The 13,362-nt window shown below is 60.5% G+C and carries 9 protein-coding genes; 2 read left to right on the top strand and 7 right to left on the bottom strand.

Features of this window, described 5'->3' with window-relative positions; translation table 11 throughout:
• Window positions 1–44: 44 nt before the first annotated feature.
• Window positions 45–1,007: a hypothetical protein gene (locus tag FW764_RS03415; RefSeq protein ID WP_446432759.1), complete on the bottom strand. Its 963-nt coding sequence runs from the start codon at window positions 1,005–1,007 to the stop codon at window positions 45–47.
• A 417-nt stretch (window positions 1,008–1,424) separates the two neighbouring features.
• On the opposite strand from FW764_RS03415, the gene FW764_RS03410 reads away from it, so the two are divergent.
• A complete protein-coding gene (locus FW764_RS03410) occupies window positions 1,425–3,170 on the top strand; it encodes an ABC transporter permease (RefSeq protein ID WP_446432758.1) in 1,746 nt (581 codons plus the stop codon).
• A gap of 14 nt (window positions 3,171–3,184) precedes the next feature.
• Entirely contained in the window at window positions 3,185–4,504 is a 1,320-nt protein-coding gene (locus FW764_RS03405; RefSeq protein WP_446432757.1) for an ABC transporter ATP-binding protein, read from the top strand.
• A gap of 149 nt (window positions 4,505–4,653) precedes the next feature.
• On the opposite strand, the gene prpD is transcribed toward FW764_RS03405, so the two are convergent.
• From prpD to FW764_RS03375, 6 genes are all read right to left on the bottom strand, one after another.
• Window positions 4,654–6,138, bottom strand: a complete 1,485-nt coding sequence (prpD, locus tag FW764_RS03400; RefSeq protein WP_446432756.1) for a 2-methylcitrate dehydratase — start codon at window positions 6,136–6,138, stop codon at window positions 4,654–4,656.
• A gap of 229 nt (window positions 6,139–6,367) precedes the next feature.
• On the bottom strand, window positions 6,368–7,558 hold the full coding sequence (gene prpF, locus FW764_RS03395; RefSeq protein ID WP_446432755.1) for a 2-methylaconitate cis-trans isomerase PrpF: 1,191 nt from the start codon (window positions 7,556–7,558) through the stop codon (window positions 6,368–6,370).
• 10 nt (window positions 7,559–7,568) lie between these two features.
• Window positions 7,569–10,163 carry a Fe/S-dependent 2-methylisocitrate dehydratase AcnD gene (gene acnD / locus FW764_RS03390; protein WP_446432754.1) on the bottom strand — a complete coding sequence of 865 codons (2,595 nt, stop codon included), beginning with the start codon at window positions 10,161–10,163 and terminating at the stop codon, window positions 7,569–7,571.
• A gap of 202 nt (window positions 10,164–10,365) precedes the next feature.
• Complete coding sequence (gene prpC, locus FW764_RS03385) at window positions 10,366–11,493, bottom strand: bifunctional 2-methylcitrate synthase/citrate synthase (protein WP_446432753.1); 1,128 nt, start codon at window positions 11,491–11,493, stop codon at window positions 10,366–10,368.
• A gap of 42 nt (window positions 11,494–11,535) precedes the next feature.
• Window positions 11,536–12,429 (bottom strand): methylisocitrate lyase, encoded by an 894-nt coding sequence (gene prpB / locus FW764_RS03380; RefSeq protein WP_446432752.1) that lies wholly within the window; start codon window positions 12,427–12,429, stop codon window positions 11,536–11,538.
• The gene (locus FW764_RS03375; RefSeq protein WP_446432751.1) at window positions 12,426–13,148 is read right to left on the bottom strand and encodes a GntR family transcriptional regulator; all 723 of its coding nucleotides are present in this window, start codon (window positions 13,146–13,148) and stop codon (window positions 12,426–12,428) included. The genes prpB and FW764_RS03375 overlap by 4 nt, the downstream gene beginning before the upstream one ends.
• Window positions 13,149–13,362 lie beyond the last annotated feature (214 nt).

Raw genomic sequence — 13,362 nt, 5'->3', positions numbered from 1 at the left:
GATGAGTGTGAGGTCGCCCCACACTCACCGAAGCGTATAGAGCCCTAGCGCTTTTGCGAAACTCTCTGAGTCAAGGATTCAACCTGTCGTTGGAGTCCTGCAATGGTCTCCTCGAACATGCTATCCATCTGTTCAAGCTGGGCTTCAAGCCTGGCGTTTTCCCACTTGAGTCCTTCCACATCGTCGTTCACCGGCGCGGTTTGCGCATCCATCGGGGCCGAGCGTTCGTTTAGTGAAGAGGCCGGAGTTTCAGGCTGTGCGATGTCTGGCGAAGCCGACTCGGCGCCGTCCGCCGGCTCAGAAAGCGCCTGATTTTGAGGGGGGGTCATAGTGTCGATTCGCGTCATCAAATTATTAATTGCCTGAGTCAAACCTTCGATGATCGTTTTGAACTTCTCGAGTACGTCGTCAAGTGTTTTGCTGAACGCAGCAGTCGCCTGGGTCAGTTCATCAAGCCCCGCAGGCTGGCGTGGCTGAGTGACTGGCGCATCCGGTGTAGTCGGAGCAGTTGCTGGCGGCTGTACGTCCTCAGATTGCCATGTGCTTACGGCATCCTGATCAGGGGAAGTTTCAGGCGGCGCAACGTTTTGACTATCACTACCACGGCCCTGAACCTGAGGATTTGAAATATCGTTAGTGGCTTCGCCTGAATCCGCAAGTTGTGAAGTCAGGTCCACTATTTTTTCGTAGAGCTGTTTGATAAGCGGTTCGAACTTCTCAGTCAACGCCTTGAGTTTGGCGTGAAGCGCGTTATTTTTTTCAGTCAGCTCTGCGAGCGGGTCCGGTGCACGCGCGCCCTGCGCCTGATTCGGATTAACTATGCCGCGATGACTCGAAAAGCCACCACGCTGTTCAGGCGTCATTTGCCTGTTGGGCGGCGCAGAATTGGCCTGATCAGCGTTTTCTTGAACAGCTTCCGCGCTGTCTTCGTAGTTGATCGGCGACGATTTCTGAGGCTGTTCATAGCCAACGGTGTAGGGCGCTGGCCGAGTGTTTACGCTAGTCATAGGTACCTTCCCAGATTCAGGTATTAAATTCGCAATTGCTGATTATCAGAGGGCTTGAATGTGCAACCCGTCCGGTTACCTGATTGGCATTTATCTGGAAGAGGGTTCCGACGTTGCAGGGCGTGTAAGTAGCTATTTGTATCAAAGGTAAAAACAGCCATGTCCTGCGGTGTGCGTTACGGGCCAGCGGCTGAGGGGCCCAACGCCTAGCCGCCGTTCGTACAGGAAACTGACAGCAAATTTATGCGCTTGTAACATTTAGAAACGTACAATCCCGCCAGCAACGTCCCGTTGCCCCTGACTCACGAAAACAGCGCCCGTCCCTCTCGGAGGGCCACTCTTGCAGCAGCTAAGCTCACGCCCATCACGCCCCTGAACCTGAACGCTGCAGAACTGACAGCCTATGAGCCACGGCCTATGAGAAAAGTATTCCGTCACTACATACCGGCATCCACGCTGCGCTTGCTGCCCAACCGCTGGGACTTAGTCGCCCTGCCGCTGGTGATCGGCTTTCTACTGTTTTTTTCCATCACCGCCCGCGAGACCTGGGCGCCTATCGCCACCTTGCAAAGTGAAGTCATTTCCCTCGACCCGGCCAACCTGCCGGAGTACGCGATGCGCACCACCCTGCGCATGCTCGCGGCGATGGTCGCAGCGCTGATTTTCACGCTGTTGTACGGCACCCTGGCGGCCAAAAGCCGACGCGCCGAGAAACTGCTGGTGCCAGTGCTCGATATCCTGCAATCGGTGCCAGTGCTGGGTTACATCTCTTTTACCGTGACGTTTTTCCTGCTGCTGCTTCCCGGCCGCGTACTGGGTGCCGAGTTTGCGGCAATTTTTGCGATCTTCACCAGCCAAGCCTGGAACATGACGTTCAGCTTTTACCAGTCACTGCGCATGCTGCCCCATGACTTGGTGGAGGTATCGACCAACCTGCGGCTCTCCGGCTGGCAGAAGTTCTGGAAGCTCGACGTACCCTTCGCCATGCCGGGGCTGGTGTGGAACATGATGATGAGCATGTCCGGCGGCTGGTTTTTCGTGGTTGCCTCCGAGGCCATCACCGTCGGCGACAAGACCATCACCCTGCCGGGCGTGGGCTCGTACCTGGCGCTGGCCATTGCCCAAAAAGACCTGCACGCCGTCGGCTATGTGATCCTAGCGATGGTCGCGGTGATCATGATCTACGACCAGTTTCTGTTTCGCCCACTGGTAGCCTGGGCCGACAAATTCCGCATGGAAAGCACCGCCTCCCAGAGCGCCGCGCCGCAATCCTGGGTGCTCAACCTGATCCAGCGTACCCGCGTGGTCCAGCGCATCCTGCGCCCGATCACCCGCGCCATCAGCCGTCTCGGCAACAAACGCTTCAGCCTGGCAGGCAGTGCGTTCAAAGCATTGCCGGTGGAAACACCTGGCACCTCAAAGATTATCGATTGGGCATGGGGCACGCTTATCTCCCTGATGGCGGCGTATGCGCTGTATCACATCGTGTTGTACGTCGGCACCGAGGTGACCGTCGCCGAGGTCGGCCATGTGTTTGTACTGGGCTTAATCACGCTGCTGCGGGTCACCGGCCTGATCCTGATCGCCTCGCTGATCTGGGTGCCTTTGGGGGTGATGATCGGCTTGCGCCCCAGCCTTGCGGAAAAAATCCAACCGCTGGCGCAGTTCCTTGCCGCGTTCCCGGCGAATCTGCTGTTCCCGGTGTTCGTGATCGTGATCGTGCATTACCACCTCAACCCGGACATCTGGTTGAGCCCGCTGATCGTACTGGGCACCCAGTGGTACATCCTGTTCAACGTGATCGCTGGCGCCAGTGCGTTTCCCAACGACTTCAAGGAAGCCGCCGCCAACTTCCGTATCCGCGGCTGGCTGTGGTGGCGCAAGGTGATGCTGCCGGGGATCTTCCCGTACTACGTCACCGGCGCCATCACTGCGTCGGGCGGCGCGTGGAACGCCAGTATCGTTTCCGAGTACGTGTCCTGGGGTCAGGACAAGGTGGTCGCGCACGGGCTGGGCGCCTACATCGCACAGACCACCGCCGCCGGCGACTTCCCAAAGATCGCGCTGGGCGTGGTGGTGATGTCGATCTTCGTCGTGGCCTTCAACCGCGCGGTCTGGCGGCCGATGTACGCCTTGGCTGAAAACAAACTTCGTCTGAATTGATGGAATTCGCTGTGATGAATACCTCTACCGAAAACGCAGCTGATACGCCGAAAATCTACTCGCTGAAAAACGTCAACCGCGTCTTCGGCAAAGGCAAAGACGAGTTGCAGGTGCTCTGCGGCGTGGACCTGAGCCTGCATGAAGGCGAGATTGTCGGCATGCTCGGCCGCTCCGGCTCAGGCAAGTCTACGCTGCTGCGTATCATCGCCGGGCTGATTCAGCCATCGTCGGGCGACGTCCTGTATAACGGCGCGCCGCTGAACGGCCCGGCTGAAGGGGTGGCGATGGTGTTCCAGACCTTTGCGCTATTCCCTTGGCTGACTGTGCTGGAAAACGTGGAAGCCGGCCTGCAAGCCTTGCAAGTCGAGCGCAAGGAAAGCCGCAAGCGCGCCCTGGCCGCTATCGACCTGATCGGCCTGGACGGCTTTGAAAACGCTTACCCGCGCGAATTGTCCGGCGGCATGCGCCAGCGTGTGGGCTTTGCTCGCGGCCTCGTCGTCAACCCGACCTTGCTGCTGATGGACGAACCCTTCTCGGCCCTGGACGTACTCACCGCCGAAACCCTGCGTACCGACCTGCTGGATTTGTGGAGCGGCAAACAGCTGCCGATCAAGTCGATCCTGATCGTGACCCACAACATCGAAGAAGCGGTGCTGATGTGCGACCGCATCCTGGTGTTGTCGTCCAACCCCGGCCGTGTGGTCGCCGAGATCAAAGTGCCGTTCGCGCACCCGCGCAACCGCCTGGACCCGACCTTCCGGCAAATGGTCGACGACATCTACGCGCTGATGACCGACCGGCGCAGCGCCGATATTAAAGGCATTCCCGAGCTAAAAATGGGCAGCCTGCTGCCGCAAGTGTCCACCAACCTGATGGCCGGCCTGATCGAAACCCTGGCCGCCGCGCCCTACAACGGCCACGCTGGCTTACCTACCGTGGCGGAACGGCGCCTGCTGGAAGTCGACGATTTGTTCCCGGTGGCCGAAATGCTTGAGCACTTGGGTTTCGCCGAACTCAAGGGCGCCGACATTACCCTCACCGACGCCGGCAAGCTGTTCGCCGACTACGGCACCCAAGAGCGTAAAACCCTGTTCGCCGAACATTTGATCCGGCACGTGCCGTTGGCCGCGCGCATTCATCAGGTATTGCTTGAACGCAGCGGGCATCGTGCGCCACGGGTGCGCTTCGAGCAGGAGCTGGAAGACTCGATGACCGAAGCCTTTGTAGAAAAAACCCTGGAAAGCGTGGTGGCGTGGGGACGGTATGCGGAGATTTTCTCGTATGACGACCATACCGAGACGTTCAGCCTGGATGATGTGGAAGGCAGCATGTAATTACCTGAGGCCGCCCCCCATCCAAATGAGGGAACAGGCTTGTGTGGGAGCGGGCTTGCTCGCGAATGCGGTGTGTCAGTGACAGATGAATTGCCTGACACTCCGCTTTCGCGAGCAAGCCCGCTCGCACATTAGTTTTGTAGTGTCGTCTAAATAACGAACAGGTCCACAAATCGGTTTACCGGCGTAGCCTCAAGCCGCGCCTGATCCTTGCACACTGCAAAAATCTCCCCACTGCGTTGCGCGGTAAACCGCGTGGCCAGGTTGGCTTTGAACTTGTCTTCCAGCAATGGAATGCCATCCACCCGACGCCGGCGGTGCCCAATCGGGTATTGCACCACCACCTGCTCGGTGCTCGAACCGTCCGTGAAAAATACCTGCACCGCGTTGGCGATGGAGCGCTTGTCCGCCTCCAGGTATTCGCGACTGTAGCGTGGCTCTTCGACGATCACCATCTTCTGGCGCAGTTCATCAATGATCGGATGGGCCGCGTGAAACTCATCCTCGTACTGCTCGGCCACCAAGTTGCCGAAGGCCAGCGGCACAGCGGTCATGTATTGCAGGCAGTGGTCGCGGTCGGCGGCGTTGGCCAGTGGGCCGACCTTGGAAATAATGCGAATCGCCGACTCGTGGGTGGTAATCACGATACGCTCGATTTCATGCAGCCGATCTTTGACCTGCGGGTGTAATGTCACTGCGGCTTCGCAGGCGGTTTGCGCATGGAATTCAGCCGGAAAGCTGATTTTGAACAGTACGTTTTCCATCACATAAGTGCCGTAGGGCTGCGAGAGGCTGAACGCGCGTTTATCCTCAGGCTTCAATGCCAAGTCTTTGTTGGTGTGGCTGAACAACACGTCATAGAACCCCCACTGCGGCGCACTCAACACACCGGGAATACCCATCTCGCCGCGCAGGGCGATATCGGCCAGGCGCACGCCACGGCTCGAGGCATCGCCCGCCGCCCAGGATTTGCGCGAACCGGCGTTCGGCGCATGCCGATAAGTACGCAGTGCCTGGCCATCGACAAACGCGTGGGACAGCGCAGCCAGCAACTGCTCGCGGTTGGCGCCCATCAGCTTGGCAGTGACCGCGGTGGAGGCGACTTTCACCAGCAGCACATGGTCGAGGCCGACGCGGTTGAAGGCGTTTTCCAGGGCAATCACACCTTGGATTTCGTGGGCCATGATCATCGCGTCCAGCACCGCGCGCACGGTCAGCGGTGCATCGCCATTGGCCACGCGCTTTTGCGAAAGATGGTCGGCCACGGCGAGGATACCGCCGAGGTTATCCGAAGGGTGACCCCATTCGGCGGCGAGCCAGGTGTCGTTGTAGTCAAGCCAGCGCACCATGCAACCGATGTCCCAGGCGGCTTTAACCGGGTCCAGCCGAAAGGACGTGCCCGGCACGCGCGCGCCGAACGGCACCACCGTGCCCTCCACGATCGGCCCCAGGTGCTTGGCGCACTCGGGGAAGCGCAAGGCCAAAAGGCCACAACCGAGGGTGTCCATCAGGCAGTTGCGGGCGGTGTCCAAGGCGTCCCGTGAATCGATCCGGTAATTGAGGACGTAATCGGCGATGTCCTGCAGGACCTGGTCGTAGTCGGGACGGTTGTTCTGGTCGACGTTGGCGCTCATGACAGTTCTCCAAAGTGGGTTAGGGTTGTTTCATCCTCAGGGTCAGGGTTGATCATGTGTGGCAGGTCTGATTGCCTGCTAATGGAGTGCGGATTGCGTTGAACCCCTGTGGGAGCGGGCTTGCTCGCGAAGGCGGCGTGTCAGCTACACATAAGTTGACGGGACCACCGCATTCGCGAGCAAGCCCGCTCCCACATAAGCCCGCCCCACCAGGTGACGGTGTAGGGTTTTAAAAAGCGTCGCCGGGAACGCGTACGAAGCCTTCCATCAGGACTCGCGCGCTGCGGCTCATGATGGCTTTTTTTACCACCCATTCACCGTTCACCTGGCGGGCTTCGGCGCCGACGCGCAAGGTGCCGGACGGATGCCCGAAGCGCACGGCGTTACGTTCAACACCACCGGCGGCGAGGTTAACCAACGTCCCGGAAATTGCCGCCGCCGTGCCGATCGCCACCGCCGCCGTGCCCATCATTGCGTGGTGCAGCTTACCCATGGACAGCGCACGCACCAGCAAGTCGACATCACCGGCCTTGATCGCCTTGCCACTGGACGCCACGTAGTCCGCAGGCTTGGCCACAAACGCGACCTTCGGCGTGTGCTGGCGCTGGGCGGCTTCGTCCAGATGCTTGATCAAGCCCATGCGCAACGCGCCATAGGCCCGCACGGTCTCGAACATCGCCAAGGCGTTGGGGTCGCTGTTGATCGCGCCTTGCAGCTCGGTACCGGTGTAGCCGAGGTCTTCAGCGTTGATGAAAATCGTCGGGATACCCGCGTTGATCAGCGTCGCCTTGAAGGTACCGACACCGGGCACCTCCAAGTCGTCAATGAGATTGCCGGTGGGAAACATCGAGCCACCGCCGCCCTCTTCCTCCGCTGCAGGGTCCATGAACTCCAACTGCACTTCGGCGGCCGGGAAGGTCACGCCGTCAAGCTCGAAATCGCCGGTTTCCTGCACCGCACCGTCGGTGATCGGCACATGGGCGATGATGGTCTTGCCGATATTCGACTGCCATACCCGCACCACCGCCACACCGTTTTGCGGCACGCGGGCAGGGTCAACCAGCCCGGCGCTGATGGCGAACGAGCCTACCGCTGCGGACAGGTTGCCGCAGTTGCCACTCCAGTCGACAAAAGGCTTGTCGATAGACACCTGGCCAAACAAGTAGTCCACGTCATGCTCGGCGCGGGTGCTTTTGGCGAGGATCACGGTTTTGCTGGTGCTCGAGGTGGCGCCGCCCATACCATCGATTTGCTTATCGTAGGGATCGGGGCTGCCGATCACCCGCAACAGCAAAGCGTCGCGCGCGGCACCCGGCACCTGCGCCGCTGCGGGCAGGTCCTTGAGGCTGAAAAACACGCCCTTGCTGGTGCCGCCGCGCATGTAGGTGGCGGGGATTTTGATTTGCGCTGCATGTGCCATGGTTAACCTCTCAGGCGGTCGCCGCCGATTCCAGGAAGTCCTGGGCAAAACGCTGCAACACGCCGCCCGCCTCGTAGATCGACACTTCCTCGGCGGTGTCCAAGCGGCACGTCACCGGCACCTCGACACGTTCGCCATTTTTGCGGGTGATCACCAGCGTGAGCTGCGCACGCGGCGTGCGTTGACCGACTACGTCATAGGTTTCACTGCCGTCGATCTGCAAGGTGTGACGGTCGGTGCCCGGCAGGAACTCCAGCGGCAACACGCCCATGCCCACCAGGTTGGTGCGGTGGATACGCTCGAAGCCTTCAGCGGCAATCGCCTCCACACCGGCCAGGCGCACGCCTTTGGCCGCCCAGTCGCGGGACGAACCCTGGCCGTAGTCGGCACCGGCAATGATGATCAGCGGTTGCTTGCGTTCCATGTAAGTTTCGATGGCTTCCCACATCCGCGTGACCTGGCCTTCCGGCTCGATCCGCGCCAGGGAGCCCTGCTTGACCTTGCCGTTCTCCTGCACCATTTCGTTGAACAGTTTCGGGTTGGCGAACGTCGCGCGCTGCGCGGTCAGGTGGTCGCCACGGTGAGTGGCGTAGGAGTTGAAGTCGACCTCCGGCAGGCCCATTTTCGCCAGGTATTCGCCGGCGGCGCTGTCAAGCATGATCGCGTTGGACGGCGACAGGTGATCGGTGGTGATGTTGTCCGGCAGCACCGCCAGCGGGCGCATGCCCTTGAGCGGCCGCGCACCGGCCAGCGCGCCTTCCCAGTACGGCGGGCGGCGGATGTAGGTGCTTTGCGGACGCCAGTCATACAGCGGCGCGACTTTGGGGCCGGTGTCTTCGTGGATCGCGAACATAGGAATGTAGACCGCACGGAACTGCTCCGGCTTGACCGCGGCCTTGACCACCGCGTCGATCTCTTCGTCGCTCGGCCAGATGTCTTGCAGGCGGATTTCCCTGCCGTTGGCGTCGAGGCCAAGCACGTCTTTTTCGATGTCGAAACGGATGGTGCCGGCAATCGCATAGGCCACCACCAATGGCGGCGAAGCCAGGAACGCTTGTTTAGCGTACGGGTGAATTCGCCCGTCGAAGTTGCGGTTACCCGACAACACGGCGGTGGCGTACAGATCGCGATCAATGATTTCCTGTTGGATCACCGGATCGAGTGCGCCGGACATGCCGTTGCAGGTGGTGCACGCGAACGCCACGACACCAAAACCCAGTTGCTCCAGCTCGTGGGTCAAGCCCGCTTCGTCGAGGTACATCGCCACGGTTTTCGAACCCGGCGCCAGCGAGGATTTAACCCACGGCTTGCGCGTCAGCCCAAGCTTGTTGGCGTTACGCGCCAGCAGGCCAGCGGCGATCACGTTGCGCGGGTTACTGGTGTTGGTGCAACTGGTGATGGCGGCGATAATCACCGCGCCGTCCGGCATTCGCCCCGGCACTTCGTCCCAGTGGCCGCTGATGCCCTTGGCCGCCAGGTCGCTGGTGGCGACACGCGCGTGCGGATTGCTCGGGCCAGCCATGTTACGCACGACGCTGGACAGGTCGAAGGTCAGGCCGCGCTCGTACTGGGCGGTCTTGAGGTCATCCGCCCACAGGCCGGTGTGGCGTGCGTATTGCTCCACCAAGGTGACTTGCTCGTCTTCACGGCCGGTGAGTTTAAGGTAGGCGATGGTCTGCGGGTCGATGTAGAACATTGCCGCCGTGGCGCCGTATTCCGGGGCCATGTTGGAGATGGTCGCGCGGTCGCCCAGGGTCAGTTTGGAGGCGCCTTCGCCGAAGAACTCCAGCCACGCGCCGACCACTTTCTGTTTACGCAGGAACTCGGTCAGCGCCAGCACCATATCGGTGGCGGTGATGCCAGGCAGCAGCTTGCCGGTGAGCTCCACGCCGATGATTTCCGGCAGGCGCATCCACGAGGCGCGACCGAGCATCACGCTCTCGGCTTCCAGGCCGCCGACGCCGATAGCGATCACGCCCAGGGCATCCACGTGCGGCGTGTGGCTGTCGGTGCCGACGCAGGTGTCGGGGAAAGCCACACCGTCACGCACTTGAATCACCGGGGACATTTTCTCCAGGTTGATCTGGTGCATGATGCCGTTGCCCGGGGGGATCACGTCGACATTCTTGAAGGCCTTTTTGGTCCACTCGATAAAGTGGAAACGGTCTTCGTTGCGACGGTCTTCGATGGCGCGGTTTTTCTCGAACGCGTCCGGGTCGAAACCACCGGCTTCAACGGCCAGGGAGTGGTCGACAATCAGTTGGGTCGGCACCACCGGGTTGACCTGGGCCGGGTCACCGCCTTGCAGGGCGATGGCATCGCGCAGGCCAGCGAGGTCGACCAGCGCGGTCTGCCCAAGAATATCGTGGCACACCACTCGCGCCGGGAACCATGGGAAATCGAGGTCGCGCTTGCGGTCGATCAGTTGGCTCAGGGACGCGTTGAGCGTGGCCGGGTCGCAACGGCGCACCAGGTTCTCGGCGAGCACGCGCGAGGTGTAAGGCAAAGTGGCGTAGGCGCCAGGCGTGATTGCCTCGACAGCCGCGCGGGCGTCGAAGAAATCCAAGCGGCTGCCGGGCAGCGATTTGCGAAATTCAGTGTTCATCGTCAGGACTCGGTCACGGTAGTTACAAAAGAAGAGCCGAGGCAGATCCCGAATTGGAATGAGGTCAAAATGTGGGAGCGGGCTTGCTCGCGAAGGCGGTGTAACAGTCGCCCTATGTGTTGAATGACACACCGTATTCGCGAGCAAGCCCGCTCCCACATTTTTGATTCGGTTACCACTTCAGGATCGCCGGTCACTTCACTCAGCGACGTTCGATTGGCACGAACTTGCGCTGCTCAACGCCGATGTATTCGGCGCTCGGACGGATAATGCGGTTGTTGGCGCGCTGCTCGAACACGTGCGCGGCCCAGCCGGTAAGGCGCGAGCACACAAAGATCGGTGTGAACAGCTTGGTCGGTATCCCCATGAAGTGGTACGCCGAGGCATGGTAGAAGTCGGCGTTGGGGAACAACTTCTTCTGCTCCCACATGGTCTTGTCGATGGCTTCCGAAACCGGGAACAACACTTTGTCGCCCACTTCGTCAGCGAGTTTTTTCGACCAGCCCTTGATCACTTCATTGCGCGGGTCGCTGTCTTTGTAGATCGCGTGGCCGAAGCCCATGATCTTGTCTTTGCGCGCCAGCATGCCGAGGGTGCCTTCGACGGCGTCTTCGGCCGAGCCGAAACGCTCGATCATTTCCATCGCCGCTTCGTTGGCACCGCCATGCAGCGGGCCGCGCAGGGAGCCGATGGCGGCGGTGACGCACGAATACAGGTCGGACAAGGTCGAGGCACACACGCGGGCGGTGAAGGTCGACGCGTTGAATTCGTGCTCGGCGTAGAGGATCAGCGACACGTTCATGACTTTCTCATGCAGCGCGCTCGGCTTCTTGCCGTGCAGCAGGTGCAGGAAGTGGCCGCCGATGCTCGGCTCGTCGGTCACGCAGTCGATGCGCTTGCCGTCGTGACTGAAGCGATACCAGTAGCACATGATCGCCGGGAAGGCGGCGAGCAGGCGGTCGGTGACATCGCGTTGCACGCTGAAGTCTTTTTCGGGCTCGATATTGCCCAGGAACGAGCAACCGGTGCGCATCACGTCCATCGGATGGGCGTCGGCGGGGATGCGTTCCAGCACTTCTTTCAGCGCCTGGGGCAGGTCGCGCAGCGTGCTCAGCTTGTTGCTGTAGGCGGCCAGTTCGGCTTTGGTCGGCAACTCGCCGTAGAGCAGCAGGTAGGCGACTTCTTCAAATTGCGCATCGGCCGCGAGTTCACGCACGTCGTAGCCGCGATAGGTCAGCCCAGCACCGGCCTGGCCTACGGTGGACAGTGCGGTCTGCCCGGCTACCTGGCCACGCAGGCCGGCGCCACTGAGTACTTTTGCTTCAGCCATGGTTCTTCTCCAATTTTGTAGTTATTCAGGGAGGCGCGTTCGTTACTTTTTCGCGGCGAACAGCGCGTCGAGCTTCTGCTCGAAGGTGTGGTAGTCGATGCGATCGTAAAGCTCCATGCGAGTTTGCATGGTGTCGATCACATTCTGTTGGGTGCCGTCGCGACGGATCGCGGTGTAGACGTTCTCGGCAGCCTTGTTCATGGCACGAAAGGCCGAGAGCGGGTACAGCACGATGGAAACATCGGCAGATTTCAACTGTTCGGTGGTGTACAGCGGGGTCGCGCCGAACTCGGTAATGTTAGCCAGGATCGGCGCTTTTACCCGGGAGGCGAACAGCTTGTACATCTCAAGCTCGGTGATGGCCTCCGGGAACACCATGTCGGCACCGGCTTCGATGCAGGCCGCGGCGCGCTCCAAGGCGGACTCCAACCCTTCGACGGCGAGCGCATCGGTGCGCGCCATGATCACAAAACTGTCATCGGTGCGCGCGTCCACGGCGGCCTTGATGCGGTCGACCATTTCCTGCTGGGACACGATCTCTTTGTTCGGGCGATGACCGCAGCGCTTGGCGCCGACCTGATCTTCGATATGGATAGCGGCGGCGCCGAACTTGATCATCGACTTCACCGTGCGTGCCACGTTAAAAGCCGAGGAGCCGAAGCCGGTGTCCACGTCCACCAGCAGCGGCAGGTCGCATACATCAGTGATGCGGCACACGTCGGTCAGCACGTCATCCAGGCCGGTGATGCCCAAATCCGGCACGCCGAGGGAACCGGCAGCGACACCGCCACCAGAGAGGTAGATGGCCTTGAAACCGGCGCGTTTAGCCAGCAGCGCGTGGTTGGCGTTGATTGCGCCCACCACTTGCAATGGATGTTCGCTGGCGACTGCATCACGGAACCGCTGGCCTGGAGTAGTTTTATTGTTGGAACTCATGACTCACCTCGCTGAGTGGCTGTCTGGGGGGCGCCGTCGGGGAAGTGACGGGCAATATTGCGTTTGGAAGCGCCGATATGGCGGCGCATCAACAATTCGGCCAGTTCACCGTCGCGATCGGCAATCGCGTCAAGAATGCGGTGATGCTCGGTAAAAGCCTGGCGTGGACGATTGGGGGTGGCGGAGAACTGGATACGGTACATGCGCACCAATTGGTACAGCTCGCCGCAGAGCATTTGGGTGAGGGTGCGGTTGCCAGCGCCTTGAATTATCCGGTAATGAAAATCGAAGTCGCCTTCCTGCTGGTAGTAGCCGACACCAGCCTGGAACGCTTCGTCGCGCTCATGGGTGTGCAGCACTTGGCGCAGCTCTTCGATTTCCACGTCGGTCATGCGCTCGGCGGCCAGGCGGCAGGCCATGCCTTCCAGGGATTCGCGAATTTCGTAGAGTTCGATCAGTTCGGCGTGGCTCAAGGACACCACTCGCGCGCCAACGTGAGGCACGCGTACCAGCAGGCGCTGGCCCTCCAGACGGTGGATTGCTTCGCGCAATGGGCCACGGCTGATGCCGTAGGTGCGCGCCAATTCCGGCTCGGAAATCTTGCTGCCGGGGGCGATCTCACCCTTGACGATGGCGGCCTGGATACGCCGGAAGACGTTCTCCGACATTGTCTGGGAATCGTCTGACAGCACCACGGAAATTTCCGTCTGATCGAGCATATTGTCGACACCTTCAAAAGCAATGCCGCAAAAACTAGCCAATCACCCTGTAATAGTCAAAGAATAAATCAATATTGTCGACAATCGTCTAATAGCCCCGTCAGCACTTTATCGGAGCATGGCCGCCTGCCAGCGCTGGCGCCAGAAAAGCATCATGTTAGAATGCCCACCGCTTTTGCCTGACATCATTTGATGAAACGGCGCACGAGGGAGC

Source organism: Pseudomonas sp. 1152_12, assembly GCF_052850675.1.
The sequence above is the reverse complement of the archived record's forward strand: the minus strand, read 5'-3'. Positions and strand labels throughout refer to the sequence as shown.